The organism is Nocardia beijingensis NBRC 16342 (assembly GCF_001612785.1).
GTDB lineage: Bacteria > Actinomycetota > Actinomycetes > Mycobacteriales > Mycobacteriaceae > Nocardia > Nocardia beijingensis.
On record NZ_BDBC01000019.1, the window covers coordinates 131,191 to 153,588 of the forward strand.

Genomic DNA, 22,398 nt, shown 5'->3' on the forward strand with positions numbered 1-22,398 from the left:
GCAATGCATCGAGCGCAAGGCCCGGTGTCGATTTCCGGGCCCCGTCCGCGGTCAGCTCGCCAGCGAATCAATCCAGCGCGACAGCCGCGCCCCCTCGGTAACCATCAGTCCGGGATCGCGAAAAGTATTGGTGAGCAGCGCGATTCCTTGATATGCCGCGACGTAGGCGATGGCGAGTTCCCTCGCGTCCGCACGCCCCATCGCGGCGAACTGCCGTTCGGCCCAGTCCACGAGCACGCGCATCACCTCGGCTGCCGCGGTGTCCAACCCGTCTGCCCGTTTGTCCAATTCCGAGGACAAAGTGCCGAACGGGCAGCCATACCGCACGGTCTGCTCACGCTCGGCGACCCACCCCGCGATCAAGGCCTTCAATCGCTCCGCGGGCGTCTCGTGCCGATCGCTCGCGGCGATCACGGCGTCGAGGATGCGGGCGTGCGAGCCGATCGCCGCCTCGATGAGCTGGTCTTTCGTCTTGAAGTAGTAGTAGACGTTGCCGACCGGAACGTCCGCGGCGCGCGCGATGTCGGCGATCGTCGTCTTCTCCACGCCCTGCTGGTAGAACACCCGGGCCGCGGCATCGACCAGCCGCTCCCGCTTCCCCGATCCGGCTTTCGCCTGTGAGTCAGTCACACAACTAACTGTAGACAGCACCTCGACGATCGGCTACGGTCCTATTTAGTCAGTGAACTAACTAAGGAGTAAACGATGATCGTTGTCACCGGAGCAACCGGAAATATCGGCGCGCCGCTCGTGCGCTTGCTGGCCGAGGCCGGCGAGGAGGTGACAGCCGTCGCCCGGCACGCGGACCTCTCGCTGCCCGCCGGCGTCCGGTCGGTCCGCGCCGATCTGGGCGAACCCGAGAGCCTCTCCCCCGCCGTCACGGGATCCGACACCCTCTTCCTTCTGATCACCGGTGCGCAGTTGGTGGCGGGTCCGGAACCCGAACAGGTGCTGAAAGTCGCCGCGGCGGGAGGCGTGCGGCGCGTCGTCTTCGTGTCCTCGCAGGGCGCTGCGACCCGTCCGGGCGCGGCGGGCTACGCCCGGCTCGTCGCCTACGAAGAAGCGATCAGGGCATCCGGGCTGGCCTGGACCCTCCTTCGGCCGTCCGGATTCTTCTCCAACACCTATGCGTGGGCGGACGCGGTACGCACGCAACGTATGGTCGCCGCGCCGTTCGGCGACGTCGGTCTCCCCTTGATCGATCCGGCCGACATCGCCGCGGTCGCGGCGGCGGCGTTGCGTGACGCCCGGCACGACGGACAGGTCTACACCCTGACCGGGCCCGAACTCGCCACGCCGCGGGCGCAGGCCGAGGCGATCGGCACGGCGATCGGCGAGCCGCTGCGCTTCGTGGAATTGACTCGTACGCAAGCTCGTTCGGCGATGCTCGAGTTCATGCCCGAGCCGGTGGCCGAGCACACGCTGACCATCCTCGGCGAGCCGACGCCCGCCGAGCAGCGGATCAGCCCCGACGTGCCGCGGGTGCTCGGGCGCCCGGCCACGACATACGCCGACTGGGCCGCCCGCAACCGAGCGGCCTTCGCCTGAGGCTCGGCAGCTCGCCGCGCCCGCACGGATGAGGCCCACTCCCGACGTCCGCGCAACATGGCCCCGAAACGATGACGATCGTGCCCCACGACGGGTCGCGCGAGAGCGGGTGGTCCGCACCCGTGCGGCAAAGACCTCGCTACCCGGGCGTGCGCGGCGATCGGGGGTCGCCGCGATGGCTCGCGGGTCCGGTGGTCGTCAGCCGATGTCGACCGGATCGATCTGTACCCGGAGCGGTGCGTCGGAGCGGTGCGTGCTGCGAACCGCCTGAGCCGCGCGCAGGGCACGCGCGAGCGCGGCCCCGGATCGACGGTCGACCCGCAACAGCAGGCGTTCCACTTCGGCGGGCGCGTCGCCGGAGGAGAACGGTTTGCGGGCGCCGTCCGGCAGCGGCACCGGTCCGAGGCGGTCGACCGTGCCGGGCAGATCCGCCGCCGAGAGCAGTTCGGCGATGGTGTCGGCGGTGCCGTCGATCGCGGCGAGACGGACGGCGGGCGGGAAGCCGACCTCGGCCCGCGCCGCGACCTCCGCACGCGCCGCGCCCACCGGATCCCACCGGACCAGCGCCTGCACGGTCGGGATGGACGGCTCGGCCACGACGATGACCTGGCCGTGCGCGCGGACCAGCGCCGCGGCGGCCATCCAGCGGCGCAGCGCGTCCTCGGCGGCTCGCAGGTCGGCACGGCCGAGCAGCGCCCAACCGTCGAGCAACAGCGCGACGCCGTACCCGCCGGGGACCACGGGTTCGGCGCCGACCGTCGCGACCACGACCTGCGGGCCCGACTCGACGGTGTCGAGCACGGCGCCGCCGCCGGACCCGCGGATCGGCACGCCGGGAAAGGCGCGGCCGAGCTCCTCCGCCGTGCGCGCCGCCCCGATCACCACGGCGCGCAGGGCGCGCGAACCGCAGGTGGCACAACGGAACGCGGCCTCGGTGATCCCGCACCAGCGGCACGCGGGACTCTGCGCGGCCGCGCCGGGATCCGCTGTCGCCCGGCCGGTTTCCGGCAGCGCGAGCGGCCCGTTGCAGTGCCTGCACCGGGCCGGAGTGCGGCATTTCCGGCAGGCCAGCGCGGGGATGTACCCGCGGCGGGGCACCTGCACCAACACGGGTGCGCCCTCCTTCAACGCCGCGCGGGCAGCCGCGAAGGCGACGCCGGGAATCCGGACGGCCTTCGCCACCGGGTCGCGTTCCAGGGCGATGTCACTGTCGCCGGGGGCGCTGATCCGCGGAGCGGCCTTGCGGAGCACGGCGCGATCGGCGATCAGGTCATGCGCCCAGCCGGAGTCGACCACCGCCTGGATCTCCGCGGTCCGCGCGAAACCCGCCGCGACGAACGCCGCGCCGGTGTCGTGCGCCCGCAACATCGCCACCTCTCGCGCGTGCGGATACGGTGCGCGGGGTTCGGCGTAGGTGCTGTCACCGTCGTCCCACAACGCGATCAGCCCGAGGTCCGCCGCCGGTGCGAACACCGCGCTGCGGGTGCCGACCACCACCCGCGCCGAACCGCGCAGCACCGCGAGCCACCGCCGGTACCGCGCGGCGGGACCGAGACCAGCGGACAGCCCGACCGCCGAGTCACCCACCAGCCGAACGCATTCCGTCAGTACCCGGTCGAGATCGCGTTGGTCGGGAACCATGAGGATGGCGCTGCGGCCCTGCCGTGCCACCACGGCGGCGAGTTCCGCCAGCCGCCGGGGCCAGTCCTCACCGGGCAGTGCCTGCCAGGCCGCGCGTGCCCCTTTTCCTTGCGCGAGGGCGCCGACGAAAGCCGAGCCGTGCACGTAACGCGCCCAGGCAGCGAGTTCTACGTCCTCGATCGGCGGGACCTCGGGGGCCGACTTCGCGCCGTCGCTGCCGGTCGTCGCACGATGTACTTCGCCTTCGGAGCGTGGTCGCGGTGGCGGATCGCCCTCGGATTCAGCAGTTCCCGCCGGAGACGAGCGAACTTCTCGCGTGGCGTCCTGGCTCGCCGGGCTCCGATCGTCCGTCTCGGGCACCCAGCCGGTTTCGGCGCACGCTCGCGTGGCTCCCTGACCGCCGCCTGCCAACTCGGCTTGCGGCACAGACGGATTCGCGGGTCGTGGCGAGCGACGCGTCGCGGCGAGCGCGGAGTCCGCGTCGACGGACTGCACGAAAGAGGTTGAGATACAAGTCTTTTCGTCTTCAGCAGCGGATTTCTCCGCGCCCACCGGGGAAGGCACAACCGTGGAGTCGACGGATTCTGGGCGTGCCGCGGCGGACTTCTTCTTGCCGCCGGTTTCCGTGCGGGCGTGGCGCGGTGGAACAGCCAGCCGCAGGACGTCGGCGCGCGTCCCCGCGTAGCGGGCCGCGACCTTCCCCGCCAGGTCCAGGATTTCCGGCGTCAGCACGCGTTCACCGGAGACGACGCGTTCCAGCGCGACCAGCTTGCCGCCGTGGTCGCTGTGCGGCAATCGCGCCAGCAGGTAGCCGTCCACCAGCCGTCCGGCGAATCGCACCCGCACCCTGACCCCCGGCTGGGCGAGTTCGTCCAGCTCGGGGGGCACGACGTAGTCGAAGTCGCGGTCGAGATGCGCGGGCGAGAGCAGCGGAAGCACCCGGGCGATCGGCAACTCGACGCCCGCGGGACCCGCGGCCGGACGGTCCGCCTCGGAGGCGGGAGCGCCCGCCGCGGGTTCGTTCACTCGGACCTGATCGTGATCAGAGGCCGACGGCGGCGCGCAACTTGTCCGCGCGGTCGGTGTGCTCCCACGGCAGGTCGACGTCGGTGCGGCCGAAGTGGCCGTACGCGGCGGTCGGCGCGTAGATCGGGCGCAGCAGGTCCAGGTCGCGGATGATGGCGCCGGGACGCAGGTCGAAGACCTCGGTGATCGCGGTGCTGATGCGCGCCGGGTCGACCTTCTCGGTGCCGAAGGTCTCGACGAACAGGCCGACCGGAGCCGCCTTGCCGATCGCGTAGGCCACCTGGACCTCGACGCGGTCGGCCAGATCGGCCGCGACGACGTTCTTCGCGACCCAGCGCATGGCGTAGGCGGCCGAGCGGTCCACCTTCGACGGGTCCTTGCCGGAGAAGGCGCCGCCGCCGTGGCGGGCCATGCCGCCGTAGGTGTCGACGATGATCTTGCGGCCGGTCAGGCCCGCGTCGCCCATCGGGCCGCCGAGCACGAACTTGCCGGTGGGGTTGACCAGCAGGCGGATGTCCGAGATGTCCAGGCTCGGCACGTCGAGGTCGGCCAGCACCGCCTCGAGAACCTTCTCCCTGATGTCGGGCGCGAGCAGGTTGTCCAGGTCGATGTCGGCGGCGTGCTGGGTGGAGACGACCACCGTGTCCAAGCGGACCGGGCGATCGCCGTCGTACTCGATGGTGACCTGCGTCTTGCCGTCCGGGCGCAGGTAGGGCAGCACGCCGGTCTTGCGCACCTCGGTCAGGCGGCGCGACAACCGGTGCGCGAGCGCGATCGGCAACGGCATCAACTCGGGCGTGTCCTTGGTGGCGTAGCCGAACATCAAGCCCTGATCGCCCGCGCCCTGCCGCTCGATCTCGTCGTCCGAGCCGCCGACGCGAGCCTCGTGCGAGGTGTCCACACCCTGCGCGATATCCGGCGACTGCGCGCCGATCGCGATATTCACACCGCAGGAATTTCCGTCGAATCCCTTTGCCGACGAGTCATATCCGATTTCCAACACCTTTTCCCGGACAATTCGGGGAATATCGGCGTACGCCGACGTGGTGACCTCACCCGCGACATGGACCTGGCCGGTCGTCACGAGGGTTTCCACCGCGACCCGGCTGCGCGGATCCTCCGCGAGCAACGCGTCGAGAATGGAATCGCTGATGGCATCACAGATTTTGTCCGGATGACCTTCGGTCACGGACTCACTGGTGAAAAGCCGGCTCCCGGACGTGCGCACAGTTCTTCCCTCTCCCTCAACGGGTTACTCGTATCGGCTTGCGACAGTAACGCGATGTCGTGACTGCGCAACCCTTATATCTCAGCCTATTCCAAATCACCGACAAGGCGGACCGCAACAAACGACGCGGCCGTCCCGGACAGCTGAACTCCCGGTGCCCATACGGTGGCGATTCGATGACGACGTCGCGGACTGCGCACCGGATGGCGATCCCGGCCGGTTCAGCGCAGCAATCCACCCAGCGCGTCGAGCACACGGCTGGCCAGCAACGCCTTGGAGCCGTGATCGAGCGCCTGTTCGGTGCCGTCCGCGCCGAGCAGCCAGCCGTCGTTGGTGTCCACCTCGAACGCCTTGCCCTCACCGACCGCGTTGACCACGAGCAGGTCGCAGCCCTTGCGGGCGAGTTTGGCCCGCGCGTGGGTGAGGACGTCGCCGTGCTCGTCACCGGTCTCGGCGGCGAAGCCGACGATCGCGGTGCCGGGCAGCTGCCCGTCGCGGCGCGCCTGCACCAATCCGGCGAGGATGTCGTCGGTCTTGGTCAGCGGAATGACGTCGGGTTCGCCGGCGCCCTTCTTGATCTTGGCGGCGGCGACGTTGGTCGGCCGGAAATCGGCGACCGCGGCGGCCATGATCACCGCGTCGGCGCCGACGGCGTGCTTGTCGACGGCGGTCTTCAGCTGTTCGGCGGTGGTGATGTGCACCAGGTCGACGGCGGCGGGCGCCGCCATCTCGATCGTGTTGCCCGCGATCAACGTCACGTGGGCGCCCCGCTGGGCCGCGACCCGCGCGAGCGCGTAGCCCTGCTTGCCGGAGCTGCGGTTGCCGAGGAAGCGCACCGGATCCAGCGGCTCCCTGGTGCCGCCCGCCGTGATGACGACCCGGCGGCCCTCCAGATCCCGCGGGATCGCGTCGGCACGTTCCATGAGCAGCGACGCGAGGCCGAAGATCTCCTCGGGCTCCGGCAGGCGTCCCGGGCCGGTGTCGGCGCCGGTGAGCCTGCCCGCGGCCGGCTCCATGACGATCGCACCGCGGGCGCGCAAAGTCGCGACGTTGGCGACGGTCGCCGGATGCTCCCACATCTCGGTGTGCATCGCGGGCGCGAACAGGATCGGACATCGGGCCGTCAGCAACGTGGCGGTGAGCAGGTCGTCGGCGCGGCCGGACGCGGCGCGGGCCATGAGGTCGGCGGTCGCCGGGGCGATGACCACGAGGTCCGCCTCCTGGCCCAGCCGAACATGCGGGACCTCGGGCACGTCGGAGAACACACCGGTGTGCACCGGGTTCCCGGACAGTGCCTCGAAGGTCGCCTTGCCGACGAACTCCAGCGCCGAGGTGGTGGGGATCACCCGGACGTCATGTCCGGTTTCGGTGAATCGCCGGACCAGAGAGCACGCCTTGTAGGCGGCGATCCCTCCGGCCACACCGACGACGATCCTTGTGGTCACTACGCCTCCGGCCTAGTCGTGGTCACTGGCGAACCGGGTTCGCCTCACTCGCCTTCGGAGTGCTCGAGCAGGTCGGCGTGGATCTCGCGCAGCGCGACCGACAGCGGCTTCTCCTGCAGACCCGGCTCGACCAGCGGGCCGACGTATTCGAGGATGCCGTCGCCGAGCTGGTTGTAGTAGTCGTTGATCTGCCTGGCCCGCTTGGCCGCATAGATGACCAGGGCGTACTTGGACGACGTGCGCTCCAGCAACTCGTCGATCGGCGGGTTGGTGAGGCCGACCGGCGTGTCGTATGCGGGCGCGGTCTTGGTGTCCGTACTGCTCACTAGGGAGACTCCTGCTGTGTGGTCTGGCGGATGAACGAGGGGCCCTGCGAGTGCGGCGGCCTGCCGCTTCCGGGCCCTGGTCACTCATGCCGAAGTGGATTGCGCATGCGCGAAGGGCCCTACGTGGTTACGCAGGCTACCTCCTCCGGGCCTGATCGCTCATGCGCAGGTGGGGGTCACGAACTCGAATTTGTGCTAACGAACAACGATACCAACTGCTCACAGGCGCTGGTCACCTCGTCGTTGACGATAACCATGTCGAACTCGTCACAGGCCGCCAGCTCGATCCTGGCCGTCTCCAAGCGGCGCTCGATCACCTCGGGCGACTCGGTGCCGCGCGAGGTCAGGCGCGCCACCAGCTCTTCCCAGCTCGGCGGGGCCAGGAAGACCAGGATCGCGTCCGGGATCGCCCGGCGCACCGATCGCGCGCCTTCCAGATCCACTTCCACCAATACCGGAAGGCCTTCGGCCAGCGCGGCGCGCACCGGCCCGGCGGGGGTGCCCGAACGCTGCAGCCCGCCGTGGATGTCCGCCCATTCGAGCAGCTCACCCGCCTCGATCATCGCGTCGAACTCCGCACGGGAGACGAAGTGGTAGTCGAGGCCGTCGACCTCCCCGGGCCGCGGGGCCCGGGTCGTTGCCGACACGCTGAAGACCAGGTCGGGCAGCCGTTCGCGGACACAGCGGACCACGGTGGACTTGCCCACGGCCGAGGGGCCGACCAGTACGACCAGTCGACCCTTCCGCGTGTGTTCGATCACCCTCGTCGTCAGGCGTCGAAGTCGAACCGGGCCAGCAGCGCCTTGCGCTGCCGGTCGCCGAGTCCGCGCAGCCGCCGGGTGGGGGCGATCTCCAGCTCGCTCATGATTTCCGCCGCCTTGACCTTGCCCACCTTCGGCAGGGCCTCCAGCAGCGCCGACACCTTCATCTTGCCGAGGATCTCGTCGGTCTCGGCATCGGTGAGGACCTGCTTCAGGTTGGTGCCGCCACGCTTCAAGCGCTCCTTGAGCTCCGCCCGAGCGCGGCGAGCGGCAGCCGCCTTCTCCAAAGCAGCGGCGCGCTGCTCGTCAGTCAGCTGGGGAAGGGCCACGGTTCCTCCGTCTCATCGTTCATTGCATCAACTCCTGCCGGTAACCCGGCAGTCTCAGCGACCGTACCCACGACGTCCGCCGATTGCGAACCCACCCCCCAGGTCAGCGCATGATTCCGGGTACGGACCGCACCCGGGCGGCCCGGTGCCGGCCCCGCCCGCGCCACCGAGCGCATCCCGCTGCTCGATCAGCGAAATACGCCGTCAGCAGGGTGTTTTCGACAAACCGAATGGTTTGCGGAAGGGTTGCGACACGGCAGCGCATCTCTCCAGCAACCCCTCACGCGCCCTACCAGGAACTTTCTGGAAATTCTCCGCGTGTCGCGAGTTTTTTGTGCGTGTCGGGCGACACATTCGGCCTGTCGCGGCCGCCACGGCCCGGCATCCGGTGCCGATCCTGGCCCTGTACGCCGGTCCAGGGGCGATGCGCCCACCCGGTGACACCGATGGGCCCCGAAATCAGCGCAGCAGCGCACACAGGCCCCGCTAAGGGGCACGTGTGTGCGAACAGCTGCACGCACAAGAGGCGGAAACGCGAAAGGCCGGCGCGGATGCGCCGGCCTTTCGCGGTCATTTCTGGAGGAAAGCGAACGCGTCCTGGAACTCGCGCACTTTGGCACGCAGTGCCGGAACGGTCGGTCCGTCCTTCAGCACCTCGCGCGAGACGTTCGGCACGACCGCCGCGAGCATCGGCTCACCGACCAGTCCCCGGATGGTTTCCGGGCCACCGCCCTGGGCGCCGACCCCCGGCATGAGGATGGGGCCGTTGAGCGCGGACAGATCGGGCGCGGCGCTGAGCGTCGCGCCGACCACCACGCCGACCGAGCCGAACTCCGCGCCCGCGTTGCGAGCCGCCGCCTCGTCGACCATGATCTGCGCGACCGTGCGGCCGTCCGCGGCGACCGCGCGCTGCACCTGGGCGCCCTCGGGATTCGAGGTCGCCGCCAGCACGAAGACGCCGCGGTGGCCCACTTCGGCGAGGGTCAGCGCCGGTGCCAGCGAACCGAATCCCAGGTACGGCGACACCGTCACCGCGTCGGACCCGAGCGGGCCGTCGGCCAGCCAGGTCCGCGCGTAGGCGTCCATGGTCGACCCGATGTCGCCGCGTTTGGCGTCGGCGAGCACCAAGGTTCCCGAGGCCCGCAACACCTCGATGGTGCGTTCCAGCACCGCGATGCCCCGGGAACCGTAGGCCTCGAAGAACGCCACCTGCGGCTTGACCAGCGCCACCAGGCCGTCGAACGCTTCCACGCAGATCTCGGCGAAGCGTTCGAGTCCCTCGGCGTCCTCGGGAAGACCCCAGGACCGCAGCAGCTCCGGATGCGGGTCGATCCCGACGCACACGGGCCCGAACTCCCGCATCGCGTGCCGCAGGCGGCCACCGAAGGTCTTCATCTCGCCCGTTCCGTCCGATCGCGGCTCACCCACGCAGCACCGCGTGCAGCTCCTGCAGCGACCGCACGCCGATGCCGCCGTTGATGCTCGCCTCGATGCCCTGCACCGCGGCCGCCGCACCCTGCACGGTGGTGATGCACGGGATGTTCACCCCGACCGCCGCGCTGCGGATCTCGTAGCCGTCGACGCGGGGGCCGGAGTTGCCGTAGGGCGTGTTGAACACCATGTCCACCTCGCCGTCGCGGATCTGCTCCACGATCGTCGGCTCGTCGTCCGGCCGCACCTCGGAGTGCTTGCGCACCTGCTCGCACGGAATCCCGTTGCGGCGCAGCATTTCCGCGGTGCCCTCGGTGGCGAGGATGCGGAAGCCGAGGTCGTGCAGGCGCTTCACCGGGAAGACCATCGCGCGCTTGTCCCGGTTGGCGATCGAGACGAACACGGTGCCCTCGGTGGGCAGCGAGCCGTAGGCGGCGGTCTGGCTCTTGGCGAAGGCCGTGCCGAAATCGGCGTCGATGCCCATCACCTCGCCGGTCGACTTCATCTCCGGCGACAGCAGCGAGTCGATACCGCTGCCGTCGGCGCGCCGGAAGCGGTGGAACGGCAGCACGGCCTCCTTGACCGCGACCGGAGCGTCCAGCGCGACGTGCCCGCCGTCGCCCTCGCTCGGCAGCATGCCCTCCTTGCGCAGTTCGGCGATGGTGGCGCCGAGCATGATCCGCGCGGCGGCCTTGGCCAGCGGCACCGCGGTGGCCTTGGACACGAACGGAACCGTCCGGCTCGCGCGCGGATTGGCCTCCAGGACGTAGAGCACGTCGTCCTTGAGCGCGTACTGCACGTTGAGCAGGCCGCGCACGCCGATGCCCTTGGCCAGCGCGACGGTCGAGCGGCGCACCGCCTCGATGTCGCTGCGGCCCAACGTGATCGGGGGCAGCGCGCAGGCGGAGTCGCCGGAATGGATGCCCGCCTCCTCGATGTGCTCCATCACGCCGCCGAGGTAGACCTCCTCGCCGTCGCACAGCGCGTCGACGTCGATCTCGATCGCGTCCTCCAGGAACCGGTCGACCAGCACCGGATGCTCCGGGCTGAGTTCGGTCGCGCGGGAGATGTAGCCCTCCAGGGAGTTCTCGTCGTAGACGATCTCCATGCCGCGGCCGCCGAGCACGTAGGACGGGCGCACCAGCACCGGGTAGCCGATATCGTTGGCGATCTTGCGCGCCTGCGCGAAGGTGGTCGCGGTGCCGTACTTCGGTGCGGGCAGCCCGGCCGCGACCAGCACGTCACCGAACTCGCCGCGGTCTTCGGCCAGGTCGATGGCGGCCGCGCTGGTGCCGACCACCGGCACGCCCGCCGCGGTGAGCCGCTGCGCGAGGCCGAGCGGGGTCTGCCCGCCCAGCTGCACGATGACCCCGACGACGGTGCCGGACTCGCACTCGGAGTGGTAGACCTCGAGCACGTCTTCGAAGGTCAGCGGCTCGAAGTAGAGGCGGTCGGCGGTGTCGTAGTCGGTGGAGACGGTCTCGGGGTTGCAGTTGACCATCACCGTCTCGTAACCGGCCTGCGACAGCGTCTGCGCCGCGTGCACGCACGAGTAGTCGAACTCGATGCCCTGGCCGATGCGGTTGGGCCCGGACCCGAGGATGATCACCTTCTCGCGTTCGCGCTGCGGCGCCACCTCGGACTCGGCCGCGGGATCGAGCTCGTAGGCCGAGTAGTGGTACGGGGTCTTGGCCTCGAACTCGGCGGCGCAGGTGTCGACCGTCTTGAAGACCGGGCGGATGCCGAGCCGGTGACGCAGGGCGCGCACGCCGGTCTCCCCCGCCAGCTCCGGCCGGAGTGCGGCCAGCTGACGATCCGACAGGCCGTAGTGCTTGGCCCGGCGCAGCAGCGGTTCGTCCAGCACGGGCGCGTCGAGGATCTCCTGGCGCAGCTCGACCAGACCGGCCACTTCGGCCACGAACCACGGGTCGATGCCGGAGGCCGCGGCGACGTCATCGATGCTCGCGCCCAGCCGCAGCGCGCGTTCCACCTGGTAGATGCGGCCCTCGGTGGGCGTACGCAGATCCTCGAGGATCGCCTCGACGTCGGTCCACGCGCCGTCGTCCTGGGTCCAGAAGCCCGCGGCCTTGGTCTCCAGCGAACGCAGCACCTTGCCGAGCGCCTCGGAGAAGTTGCGGCCGAGCGACATGGCCTCGCCGACGGACTTCATGGTGGTGGTCAGCGTGCCGTCGGCGCCGGGGAACTTCTCGAACGCGAACCGCGGCGCCTTCACGACCACGTAGTCCAGGGTCGGCTCGAAGCAGGCCGGGGTTTCCTTGGTGATGTCGTTGACGATCTCGTCGAGCGTGTATCCGATGGCCAGCTTGGCGGCGATCTTCGCGATCGGGAAGCCGGTCGCCTTCGACGCCAGCGCGGACGAACGCGACACCCGCGGGTTCATCTCGATGACGATCAGGCGGCCGTCGAGCGGGTTCACCGCGAACTGGATGTTGCAGCCGCCGGTGTCGACGCCGACCTCGCGCAGGATGGCGATGCCGAGATCGCGCAGCTTCTGGTACTCGCGGTCGGTGAGCGTCATCGCGGGGGCGACGGTCATCGAGTCGCCGGTGTGCACGCCCATCGGGTCGACGTTCTCGATCGAGCAGACCACCACGACGTTGTCGCGGCCGTCGCGCATCAGCTCGAGCTCGTATTCCTTCCAGCCGAGGATGGACTCCTCGATCAGGACGTTCGCGGTGGGCGATGCGGCCAGGCCGCCGCCCGCGATGCGATCGAGGTCCTCTTCGTTGTAGGCCATGCCGGAACCGAGGCCGCCCATGGTGAACGACGGGCGCACCACCACGGGGTAGCCGAGTTCGGCGACCGTCTCGCGGACCTCGTCCATGGTGAAGCAGACCCGCGAGCGGGCGCTCTCGCCGCCCACCTTGGCCACGATGTCCTTGAACTTCTGCCGGTCCTCACCGCGCTGGATGGCGTCGAAGTCGGCGCCGATCAGCTCCACGCCGTACTTCTCCAGCACCCCGCGCTCGTGCAGCGCGACCGCGGTGTTCAGCGCGGTCTGGCCGCCGAGGGTGGCCAGGATGGCGTCCGGGCGCTCCTTCTCGATGACCTTCTCGACGAACTCCGGCGTGATCGGCTCCACGTAGGTGGAGTCGGCGAACTCCGGATCGGTCATGATCGTCGCCGGGTTCGAGTTGACCAGCGACACCCGCAGGCCCTCGGCCCGCAACACCCGGCACGCCTGCGTGCCGGAGTAGTCGAATTCGCACGCCTGGCCGATGACGATCGGGCCAGAGCCGATCACCAGGATGTGCTCGAGATCCTCGCGGCGAGGCATCAGGCTCCTTCCATGAGACCGGCGAAACGGTCGAACAGATACGCGGCGTCGTGGGGTCCGGCGGCGGCTTCCGGGTGGTATTGCACGGAGAAGGCGCGGCCGTCGACCAGCCGGACGCCCTCGACGGTGCCGTCGTTGGCGCAGACATGACTGACCTCGGCCGTGCCGAAGGGCGTGTCGAAGCGCTCGCCCCGCTCGCCCTCCAGCGCGAACCCGTGGTTCTGCGCGGTGATCGAGATGCGGCCGGTCTCGTGCTCCACCACCGGGATGTTGATGCCGCGGTGGCCGAACTTCATCTTGTAGGTGCCACGGCCGAGCGCGCGGCCGAGGATCTGGTTGCCGAAGCAGATGCCGAACAGCGGCAGGCCCTGGCCGAGCACGCCCCGGGTCAGCTCGACCGCCGCGTCGGCGGTGGCCGGGTCGCCCGGACCGTTGGACAGGAAGACCCCGTCGGGCTTCAGTTCGAGGATCTGATCCAGCGTGGTGGCCGAGGACACCACGTGCACCCGGGTGCCGCGCTGCGCGAACATGCGCGGGGTGTTGGTCTTGATCCCGAGATCGACCGCGACGACGGTGTGCCGGTGGTCGCCGTCCGGCTCGATCGTGTAGAGCGCGTCCGTGCTGACCTCGCCCGCCAGGTCGGCGCCGAGCATGGACGGCTGCCCGTTCACCCTGGCCACCAGTTCCTCGGTGGCGGCGAGCGCGTCGCCGGAGAAGATGCCCGCCTTCATCGAGCCGCGGGTGCGCAGATGACGCACCAGCGCGCGGGTGTCGATGCCGGCGATGCCGACGACCCGCTGCCGTTCCAGCTCGTCCGGCAGGGTCCTGCTGGCGCGCCAGTTGGACGCGCGCCGCGCCGGGTCGCGCACCGCGTACCCGGCGACCCAGATCTTCGTGGATTCGTCGTCCTCGTCGTTCCAGCCGGTGTTGCCGATCTGCGGCGCGGCGGCCACCACGATCTGGCGGTGATAGGACGGGTCGGTGAGGGTCTCCTGGTACCCGGTCATCGCGGTGCAGAACACCGCCTCACCGAGCGTCTGGCCCACGGCGCCGTAGGCCTGGCCGCGGAATACCCGGCCGTCCTCCAGCACGAGTGCTGCTTCTCCTGTCATCCCTCGTCATCTCCCGTCGTCGTCCCGCTCTGATCCGCCGCGGGAAGCCTGCGCCAAGCCGGATAGACCGACTTGTCGTCGCCGCGGAAACCCGTATCGATCTCGGTTCCGGTCGGCAGCTTCCAGCGAATGACCAGCACACCATCTTCTGTCATCACTTTGCCCGCATGGCCGCGTTCGGTGCGCACCGCAGTGACGGATTCCTCCGGAATCCAGATCACCGCCGCACCGTCGCGTTCGAGCAGAATTCCCTTTTCGAACCGGGTGAGTTCGGCGGTGGCCCGGAAACCCAGGTCGCCGACCGTGATCCGGTCCTGCCAGCTCGGCGCGATGGTGCTGCCCAGGTACAGGCCGGTGGTCGGCTCCAGTACCTGCGCGCCCAGTTCGGCGGGCACGGCGGGCAGCGCGCCGATGCGCTCGGCCTGCCGTTCCGCGCGGTTGCGCCAACCCCGGTACATCAGCAAGAGGCAGACCCCGAACAGGATCAGCAGCCCCACCACCCAGAGCGTTCTTTCCACTACGAACCTCCTCGAACGGCTGCGCCTCGGTCGCTCATCTACGCCTCCGCCCGGTTGCCGAGCGCCTTGCCGTCCCTGGCGGTGACCCGGCCGCGCAGCAGCGTCGCCGTGACCCGCGCCGGGAAGGTCATCGCCTCGAACGGCGTGTTGTTCGAGATGCTGGCCAGGTCCTTTCCGCGCACCGTCCAGCTCGCCTCCGGGTCGACCAGCGTCAGGTTGGCCGGCTCGCCGACCTCGAGCGGTCTGCCGTGCTCGTCCAAGCCGACGATCGCGGCGGGGCGCTCGCTCATCACGCGGGCGACGCCGCGCCAGTCCAGCAACCCCGGCTCGACCATGGTCCGCACGATGATCGACAGCGCCGTCTCCAGCCCGAGCATGCCGGGCCGGGCCGCGGCGAACTCGCAGCACTTGTCCTGCTCGGCGTGCGGCGCGTGGTCGGTGGCGACGCAATCGATGATGCCCTCGGCCAGCGCCTGCCGCAGCGCGGCGGCGTCGGAGGCCTCGCGCAGCGGCGGGTTGACCTTGTTGACCGCGTCGTAGGTCTCCAACCGGGAGTCGTCCAGCAGCAGGTGGTGCGGGGTGACCTCGGCGGTGATCGAGATGCCCTGCGCTTTCGCCCACTTCACCAGTTCCACGGTGCCCGCGGTGGAGGCGTGGCAGATGTGCACGCGGGCGCCCGCGTCGCGCGCCAGCAGGGCGTCGCGCGCCACGATCGACTCCTCGGCCGCGCGCGGCCAGCCGGCCAATCCCAGCCGGGCCGCGGTCGGTCCCTCGTGCGCGACGGCGCCCTTGGTCAGCCTCGGCTCCTCCGCGTGCTGGGCGATCAGCACCCCGAGCGAATTCGCGTACTCCAAGGCCCGGCGCATGATCAACGGGTCGTGGACGCAGTGACCGTCGTCGGAGAACATGCGCACCGCCCCGACGCCCGCGGCCATGGTCCCCATCTCGGCGAGCTGCTTGCCCTCCAGCCCCACGGTGACCGCGCCGACCGGATACACGTCGACCAGGCCGACCTCCCGCCCCCGCCGCCACACATGGTCGGTGACGACCACCGAGTCGGCGACCGGGTTGGTGTTGGCCATCGCGAACACCGCGGTGTAGCCGCCGAGCGCGGCGGCGGCCGAACCGGTCTCGATGGTCTCGGTGTCCTCGCGGCCCGGTTCCCGCAGGTGGGTGTGCAGGTCGACGAAGCCGGGCAGCAGGATCTGGCCCCGCGCGTCGATGACCTCGGCGTCGACCACGCCCAGATCGGTGCCGATCTGCCGGATCTCCCCGTCGGCGACGAGCACGTCGACCGGCTCGCCCTCTCCGTACAGCAGCGCACCTTTGATCAGTACGTTCACGCTCGAGCCACCGCCTCCTGTGTTCCGACGAGCAGGCGGAACAGCACCGCCATCCGCATGTGCACCCCGTTGGTGACCTGTTGCAGCACCGCGGCTTTCGGAGAGTCCGCCACCGAGGACGCGATCTCCATGCCGCGCAGCATCGGGCCGGGGTGCAGCACCACGGCGTGGTCTTCGAGCAGGGCCAGCCTGCGCTCGGAGAGGCCGTAGGTGATCGAGTACTCGCGGGCCGACGGGAAGAATCCGCCGTTCATCCGTTCGGCCTGCACGCGCAGCATCAGCACCGCGTCGGCGCCGATCAGCTCGGCGTCCAGGTGGTGTGAGACGCGAGCGGGCCAGGACTCCACCCCCACCGGCAGCAGCGTGCGCGGGGCGACCAGCACGACCTCCGCGCCGAGCGTGGCGAGCAGGAAGACGTTCGAGCGCGCGACCCGGCTGTGCAGGATGTCGCCGACGATGACCACCCGCTTGCCCTCGATGTCGCCGAGCCGTTGCCGCAGCGTCAGCGCGTCCAGCAGCGCCTGGGTCGGGTGCTCGTGGGTTCCGTCGCCCGCGTTGACCACCGCGGGGCCGGAGCCGCGCCCCGCCGAGACCGCCCACTCGTCCATCCAGCGGGCGATCTGGTGTGCGGCTCCGGACGCCGGATGCCGCACGATCAGCGCGTCGGCTCCCGCGGCGTGCAAGGTCAGCGCGGTGTCGCGCAGCGACTCACCCTTCGAGACGGAGGAACTGCTCGCGCTCACGTTGATCACGTCCGCGCTCATCCACTTGCCCGCCACCTCGAACGACACCCTGGTGCGGGTGGAGTTCTCGTAGAAGACGGTCATCACGGTGCGTCCGCGCAGCGTGGGCAGTTTGTGCACCTCGCGGCCGAGCAGCGCCTGTTCGAACCGTTCGGCCTCGTCGAGCAGCTCGGTCGCGGCGGCGCGATCGAGCGCGGCGACCGACAGCAGATGCCTCATGCGCCCGCCTCCTGCCGTGAGCCGGCGTGTGGCGGTGTCATCACGCCTCCTCCTGGTGCAGGTAGACGCCGTCGCGGCCGTCGTGCTCGGTGAGCAGCACCGAGATGTCCTCGGAGCGGTTGGTCGGCACGTTCTTGCCCACGTAATCGGCGCGGATCGGCAGTTCCCGGTGACCGCGGTCGATGAGCACCGCCAGCTGCACCGCGCGCGGGCGGCCGAGGTCACGCAGGCCGTCGAGCGCGGAGCGGACGGTGCGACCGGAGAACAGGACGTCGTCGACCAGGACCACCAGCGCGTCCTCGATACCGCCTTCCGGAACCGACGTGCGCTCCAGCGGCCGGTGCGGACGGCTACGCAGATCGTCCCGGTAGAGGGTGATGTCGAGCGAGCCCAGCGCCGGGCGGACGCCGGAGAATTCCTCGATCTTGCCGGTGAGCCGCGCCGCCAGGGTGGTGCCCCTGGTGGGGATGCCGATCAGCACCACGCGTGGCGCGCCCGGCTCGCCCGCGTCCAGCGCGGTCTTCTCGATGATCTGGTGCGCGATGCGCGCGATCGTCCGTCCGACATCCGAAGCCGACAACAGCTCTCGCCCCGCCGCCACCCATTCCGGGGTATGTCGCTGCGATGTCTCGGCAGCGCCGGACCTGGCGGCCCGTTCTTCGGGCACAGCCATGCCGACCTCCTTCCCCGCCTCACCGGACGGTCCGTTAAAGGATGTCTTACGGCAAGCAGCGTAGCAGCGGCTCGAACCCCGCTTTCACCAGGCATATGCCGCTGTGAGCGGGGCCACTGGCCGCGGCGGCCCCGCTACCGGCGGACGGCGAGAACCAGTCCGAGATCCCGGTTGCCGAAGGCGGCCGGGCGTTCGAGCGGCGCCACCAGGTCGTCCCAGGCCCGGAACTCGATCCGCCATCCGTGCTCGGCGAGCCACTGTTCCGCGTCGGGTCCCAGCCCACTGGGCTCCCTCGGTCCGGCCGCGCCTGCCCGCACCAGCCGCCGCAGTTCGGTGTACCGGTCGCTGTGCTGATCGGTGTCGAACTTGCCGAGTCCGAACCGGCTCTCCGGCGCGGACAGCTCCGTCAGCGTGGCCGCCACCCGCATGGCTTCCGCGCGCCGCAGGTAGCCGAGGACTCCTTCGTCGATCCAGTGGGTCGGGACGTCGGCGCGGAAGCCACGCGCGCGCAGCGCGGCCGCCCAATCGCCCCGCAGATCGGCCGCCACGACGTGGCGCGCGCATACCGGACGGGCGCCCGCCGCCTCCAGCACCGGTTCTTTGAACTGGAACAACTCGGGCAGGTCGATCTCGAAGACCTCGACCTCGCGCGGCAGCGGCAACCGGTAGGCCCTGGTGTCCAAGCCCGCGCCGAGGATGACAACCTGCCCGCAACCCGCCGCGACGGCCGCTCGGGCGCTGTCGTCCACCAGGCGCACGGAGACGCTGCGGCCCTCGTAGAACTTCTCGGCCAGCGCCTCCAACCGCGCCCAGCGCTCTTCACCCCCCGGCTCGGCGCCGAAAGCGCGACGCGCGGCGTCGGCGAACAGGTGCGCCCACGGGTCGTCGTAGAGGCGGTCCGGCCTGCGCGATTCCCATGCGCGGATCACCGCCACTCCGAGCGCTGTCATCGCTACGCCCGCCGTCGGCGCTTGCGGTGTGGTTTCGGTCATCGACGACTCCCCTCGTCCGAGTGACATCCCGCTCGGCAAGGTACTCGGCCTACCGGCAACGCGAGACGAAGATCCGAGAAGGGTGACCGAAAACCGCTAGCACATACGTTCGAACGGCGGTAGGCTCGGCCGCATGTCCACACCACTGCAGGGATCGCTGCTCGACGGGTTCGGCGACACCGAACTCGGGCCGCTGCGCGACGCGCGCCGCACGGTGCTCGACCACGGCGCCTGGGTGGATCTGCTGCCCGGCTGGCTTTCCGGCGCCGACGCGCTGTTCGACCGGCTGGTCGACCGCGTGCCGTGGAAAGCCGAGCGCAGGCCGATGTACGACCGCATGGTGGACGTGCCAAGGCTGCTGCGGTTCTACGCGGAGCACGAACCGTTGCCCGATCCGGCACTGGACGACGCGCGCGCGGCACTGAGCGAGCACTATCGGCACGAACTCGGCGAACCGTTCCGCACCGCGGGCCTGTGCTACTACCGGGACGGGCGCGACAGCGTCGCCTGGCACGGCGACGACATCGGCCGCGGCGCCACCCACGACACCATGGTCGCGATCGTGTCGATCGGGGCGCCGAGGGCATTGCTGCTGCGGCCCCGCGGCGGTGGCGCGAGCATCAGATACCTGGTCGGACACGGCGATCTCCTCGTGATGGGCGGCTCCTGCCAGCGCACCTGGGAGCACGCGGTGCCCAAGACGCGCAAATCCACCGGCCCCCGGATCAGCATCCAGTACCGGCCGCGCGGCGTTCGCTGACCCGGCCGGGGGTTTGACCTGAACCCAAGTTGAGGTCGGAAGCTCGTCGCATGAGTACGACAACATCCACACCACCCTCGGTCGAGGACACGACGGTCGACCACTCCGCCGACATCGCCGCGATCCGGCAGATCGTCGCCAACGCGGAGACCGGTTTCAACACCAATGACGCCGAGCTGCTGTCGGCGGATTTCACCGCCAACGCGGCCGTCGTCAACGCGATGGGCACGCTGATCACCGGATTCGACGCGCTGCTCGACGCCAGCCGCCGAGGTCTGGCCGGATTCCTCGCCGACCAGTACGCCCGCTATGAGATCGCCGACATCACCTTCCTGCGTCCCGACGTCGCGATCGCGCACAAGCGCGCGTGGGCGACCACGCCGGACGGCGAGCCCATCGAGCTCGATCACGCCATGATCGCGCTGTACGTCTTCGTCAAGGAAGGCGAGCGCTGGTACGTCGCCGCGCGGCAGAACACCTTGGTGCCCAAGGCCGAGTGATCGTCGCCCGTCACGTGTCCCCCGCTCCGGTTAGCCTGGCATCATGAGCAATCCAGGGGCGGGGGTCTTGGCCGTGATGCCGCTGCACACGATCAGCGAGGTCTACGGCGCGGCCGGGCTGCGCGAACGACTACTGCTGGAAATCGCCGAGCTGCCGGACGCGCAGCGCCTGACCGCCGCGCTCGAACTCGCGGCCGACCTGCATCGCGACGATCGCTACGGCCGGGAGCCGTACCTGAGTCATCTTCTGCGCGTGTCGATTCGGATCATCAGCCACTACGAGGTCCGCGATCCCGACGTGGTCGCGGCGGGGCTGCTGCACGACTCGGTCGAGGACCATGCCGCCGAGTTGGCCGCCGATCGACCCGGCCCTGCCGTCGACGCCGCGCTGGACGCGATCACCGATCGGTTCGGCGCGCGAGTGGCCGATCTCGTCGCCGCGGTGACCAATCCCGAGCCGGATCCGGCGCGCGACCGGCAGGCGCAGTACCGCGAGCACGTCGCGACGAATCTGGACCGCGACCCGTGGGCCCGCGTCATCAAGCTCTCGGATTTCACCGACAACGGCGTCGGCATCCTCTACGCGACCGGCCCCGCGATGGCGAAACTCGCCGCCAAATACCGCCCGCTCACCGATGTGTACCGCGACCTGGTCACCCGGCCCGACACACCACTGGCCGAACACGTCCGGCAGCACATCCTCGATCAGCTGGACCGGGCCGACGAACGGTTCGAGGCCATCCTGTCGCGGGACTGACCAGCACCCGACGCGAACGGATCGAAACCGCCTCCGGCACAAGACCATTCAGCAGCAGGATGCGTCACGGCGCGCGCAGCACCGACTCGACCAGCTCGCGCACCGCGGCCAGTAGCCGTTCCGTCTCACCCGCCCGCACCATGGCCGGTACCAATTCGGCGCTCAGCGCGCCGAGCAGCAACCGCCCGACCACTTCGGCGTCCAGATCAGGACGCGCTTCGCGCAGCAACGTGGTGATGTGGTTGTCCCAGAAGGCGTGGAACTCGGCCGTTCGCGGATGCGGCGGCTCCGTGCGATAGGCGGCCATGAGCTCGGCATTGTCGATCACCAGCCGCGCCATGGCGTCGAAGTAGGCGATCAGGCGGGCGCCGGCGGGCGCGCCGGGGCCGAGAGGTGGCGGGCCGCTGGTGATCGCCTCCATCAGCGCGACCGCGCTCTGCGCGACCATCTCGTGCAAGAGCCCCGCGCGGCTGCCGAAGCGGTGGAAGATCGTGCCCTTGCCGACTCCGGCGGCGGCCGCGACGCGGTCCATGGTGATCGCCTCGGCGCCGTGCTCGGCCAGGAGGGCGAAGGTGGCGTCCACTATCGCCCGCCGGTTGCGCGCCGCGTCCGCCCGTTCCCTGGGTCGTCCGTCACCCATCGCACCCGCTTTCCTAGACAAGTTGACCGGCGGTCCATATCATCGGCAGGGTCAATTGGACCGTCAGTCAACTTATGGAGTTCATGATGCAGGCAATCGTAATGACGGCGACCGGCAGCCCCGATGTGCTGGTCGTCGCGGATGTCCCGGCGCCGAGGGCGGGCGCGGACGAGGTTGTGGTCCGCGCCGAGGCGATCCCCGTGCTGTTTCCCGAAACCAAGCTGCGCTCCGGCGAGTTCCCGCTCGGCGCGCCGCTGCCGCTGGTTTTCGGCTTCCAGGCCGCGGGGGTCGTCACCGAGGTCGGCGAGCGAGCCGATCCGGCGTTGATCGGACAGCGGGTGGTCGTGTCGACCCAGGGTTCCGGCGCCTACGCCGAATTCGTCGCCGCGTCCGCGGATTCCGTAGTGCCCATTCCGGACGACCTGTCCTTCGTCGACGCCGCCGCGGTGCTGATGAACGGATCGGTGGCGATTCCACTGCTGGAAACCGCCGCGCTCACCGGCGTCGAAACCGTCTTGATCGAAGCCGCGGCCACGGGCATCGGCAGCACGCTGACCCAATGGGCCAGAGAGTTCGGGGCGGCGCGCGTCATCGGGACCGCGGGCGGCCCCGGCAAAACCGCCCACGCCCGCAAACTGGGCGCCGACGAGGTGATCGACCACAACGATCCGGAATGGACCACCCGGCTGCGCGAAACCCTCGACGGCGCAACGGTGGACGTGGTGTTCGATTCGATCGGCGGCGCGAGCGCTTCCGGCCTGCTCGATCTCATGACGCCCCTGCGCGGCCGGATGCTCGGCTACGGATGGTTGTCCGGAGCACCCGCGCAGGTGTCCGCGAGCGACCTGCTCGTGCGCGGGCTCACTTTCACCGGCTGCGCGGGACCGGACTGGCTGGAACGAGTCGCCCTGGCGCGCAGTACCGTTCTGGCCCGCGCGGCGGCGGGCGGGCTCGATCCGCTGGTCGAGGCGGTGCTGCCGCTGGACCAGGCGAGCCACGCGCATCGGCTGCTGGAGGAAAGGACGGTGCTGGGCAAGATCGTGCTGCGTCCGGGCTCCGCCGTGTCCGGATAGCGGCGCGCGGCCGCGGGGCGTGACTAGGGTGGACG

Annotated in this window: 21 protein-coding genes; 5 read left to right on the forward strand and 16 right to left on the reverse strand. The window is 70.1% G+C overall.

Features of this window, described 5'->3' with window-relative positions:
- Positions 1-51: 51 nt before the first annotated feature.
- Complete coding sequence (locus NB3_RS13795; RefSeq protein WP_067802079.1) at positions 52-630, reverse strand: TetR/AcrR family transcriptional regulator; 579 nt, start codon at positions 628-630, stop codon at positions 52-54.
- Positions 631-705: 75 nt separating this feature from the next.
- Between NB3_RS13795 and NB3_RS13800 the strand changes: the two genes are divergently transcribed.
- Positions 706-1,548 (forward strand): NAD(P)H-binding protein, encoded by an 843-nt coding sequence (locus tag NB3_RS13800; protein WP_067802081.1) that lies wholly within the window; start codon positions 706-708, stop codon positions 1,546-1,548.
- A gap of 198 nt (positions 1,549-1,746) precedes the next feature.
- On the opposite strand, the gene NB3_RS36170 is transcribed toward NB3_RS13800, so the two are convergent.
- From NB3_RS36170 to NB3_RS13870, 14 genes are all read right to left on the reverse strand, one after another.
- Positions 1,747-4,143, reverse strand: a complete 2,397-nt coding sequence (locus NB3_RS36170; protein WP_169810686.1) for a primosomal protein N' — start codon at positions 4,141-4,143, stop codon at positions 1,747-1,749.
- A gap of 88 nt (positions 4,144-4,231) precedes the next feature.
- Entirely contained in the window at positions 4,232-5,443 is a 1,212-nt protein-coding gene (gene metK, locus NB3_RS13810) for a methionine adenosyltransferase (protein ID WP_084486213.1), read from the reverse strand.
- Between the two features lie 221 nt (positions 5,444-5,664).
- Positions 5,665-6,888: a bifunctional phosphopantothenoylcysteine decarboxylase/phosphopantothenate--cysteine ligase CoaBC gene (gene coaBC / locus NB3_RS13815; protein WP_067802084.1), complete on the reverse strand. Its 1,224-nt coding sequence runs from the start codon at positions 6,886-6,888 to the stop codon at positions 5,665-5,667.
- A 44-nt stretch (positions 6,889-6,932) separates the two neighbouring features.
- Positions 6,933-7,214, reverse strand: coding sequence for a DNA-directed RNA polymerase subunit omega (gene rpoZ, locus NB3_RS13820; protein ID WP_040780043.1), 282 nt, complete (start codon positions 7,212-7,214; stop codon positions 6,933-6,935).
- A 176-nt stretch (positions 7,215-7,390) separates the two neighbouring features.
- Complete coding sequence (gene gmk / locus NB3_RS13825; protein ID WP_067802087.1) at positions 7,391-7,975, reverse strand: guanylate kinase; 585 nt, start codon at positions 7,973-7,975, stop codon at positions 7,391-7,393.
- Positions 7,976-7,983: 8 nt separating this feature from the next.
- Positions 7,984-8,304, reverse strand: coding sequence for an integration host factor, actinobacterial type (gene mihF / locus NB3_RS13830; protein WP_028476708.1), 321 nt, complete (start codon positions 8,302-8,304; stop codon positions 7,984-7,986).
- 570 nt (positions 8,305-8,874) lie between these two features.
- The gene (pyrF, locus tag NB3_RS13835; protein WP_067802287.1) at positions 8,875-9,699 is read right to left on the reverse strand and encodes an orotidine-5'-phosphate decarboxylase; all 825 of its coding nucleotides are present in this window, start codon (positions 9,697-9,699) and stop codon (positions 8,875-8,877) included.
- A 25-nt stretch (positions 9,700-9,724) separates the two neighbouring features.
- Complete coding sequence (carB, locus tag NB3_RS13840; RefSeq protein WP_067802089.1) at positions 9,725-13,033, reverse strand: carbamoyl-phosphate synthase large subunit; 3,309 nt, start codon at positions 13,031-13,033, stop codon at positions 9,725-9,727.
- Positions 13,033-14,145 (reverse strand): glutamine-hydrolyzing carbamoyl-phosphate synthase small subunit, encoded by a 1,113-nt coding sequence (gene carA, locus NB3_RS13845; RefSeq protein ID WP_067802094.1) that lies wholly within the window; start codon positions 14,143-14,145, stop codon positions 13,033-13,035. Before carA ends, carB begins: the two co-directional genes overlap by 1 nt.
- Positions 14,142-14,663, reverse strand: a complete 522-nt coding sequence (locus tag NB3_RS13850; protein WP_067802098.1) for a PH-like domain-containing protein — start codon at positions 14,661-14,663, stop codon at positions 14,142-14,144. The genes carA and NB3_RS13850 overlap by 4 nt, the downstream gene beginning before the upstream one ends.
- A 38-nt stretch (positions 14,664-14,701) precedes the next feature.
- Positions 14,702-16,006 (reverse strand): dihydroorotase, encoded by a 1,305-nt coding sequence (locus tag NB3_RS13855; protein ID WP_067802102.1) that lies wholly within the window; start codon positions 16,004-16,006, stop codon positions 14,702-14,704.
- Positions 16,003-16,968: an aspartate carbamoyltransferase catalytic subunit gene (locus NB3_RS13860; protein WP_067802105.1), complete on the reverse strand. Its 966-nt coding sequence runs from the start codon at positions 16,966-16,968 to the stop codon at positions 16,003-16,005. Before NB3_RS13860 ends, NB3_RS13855 begins: the two co-directional genes overlap by 4 nt.
- 40 nt (positions 16,969-17,008) lie before the next feature.
- Positions 17,009-17,641, reverse strand: a complete 633-nt coding sequence (gene pyrR, locus NB3_RS13865) for a bifunctional pyr operon transcriptional regulator/uracil phosphoribosyltransferase PyrR (protein ID WP_067802108.1) — start codon at positions 17,639-17,641, stop codon at positions 17,009-17,011.
- Positions 17,642-17,775: 134 nt separating this feature from the next.
- Complete coding sequence (locus NB3_RS13870; protein WP_067802111.1) at positions 17,776-18,633, reverse strand: SAM-dependent methyltransferase; 858 nt, start codon at positions 18,631-18,633, stop codon at positions 17,776-17,778.
- A 133-nt stretch (positions 18,634-18,766) separates the two neighbouring features.
- On the opposite strand from NB3_RS13870, the gene NB3_RS13875 reads away from it, so the two are divergent.
- From NB3_RS13875 to NB3_RS13885, 3 genes are read left to right on the forward strand one after another with little or no spacing between them, the layout of a single operon-like run.
- Positions 18,767-19,393: an alpha-ketoglutarate-dependent dioxygenase AlkB gene (locus NB3_RS13875; RefSeq protein WP_067802114.1), complete on the forward strand. Its 627-nt coding sequence runs from the start codon at positions 18,767-18,769 to the stop codon at positions 19,391-19,393.
- Positions 19,394-19,443: 50 nt separating this feature from the next.
- Positions 19,444-19,893: an SgcJ/EcaC family oxidoreductase gene (locus NB3_RS13880; protein WP_067802117.1), complete on the forward strand. Its 450-nt coding sequence runs from the start codon at positions 19,444-19,446 to the stop codon at positions 19,891-19,893.
- A gap of 43 nt (positions 19,894-19,936) precedes the next feature.
- Positions 19,937-20,650, forward strand: a complete 714-nt coding sequence (locus NB3_RS13885) for an HD domain-containing protein (RefSeq protein ID WP_067802120.1) — start codon at positions 19,937-19,939, stop codon at positions 20,648-20,650.
- A gap of 64 nt (positions 20,651-20,714) precedes the next feature.
- Here NB3_RS13885 and NB3_RS13890 read toward each other — a convergent pair whose 3' ends face one another.
- Entirely contained in the window at positions 20,715-21,290 is a 576-nt protein-coding gene (locus tag NB3_RS13890; protein WP_067802123.1) for a TetR/AcrR family transcriptional regulator, read from the reverse strand.
- Positions 21,291-21,376: 86 nt separating this feature from the next.
- On the opposite strand from NB3_RS13890, the gene NB3_RS13895 reads away from it, so the two are divergent.
- Positions 21,377-22,363: a quinone oxidoreductase family protein gene (locus NB3_RS13895; RefSeq protein ID WP_067802290.1), complete on the forward strand. Its 987-nt coding sequence runs from the start codon at positions 21,377-21,379 to the stop codon at positions 22,361-22,363.
- Positions 22,364-22,398 lie beyond the last annotated feature (35 nt).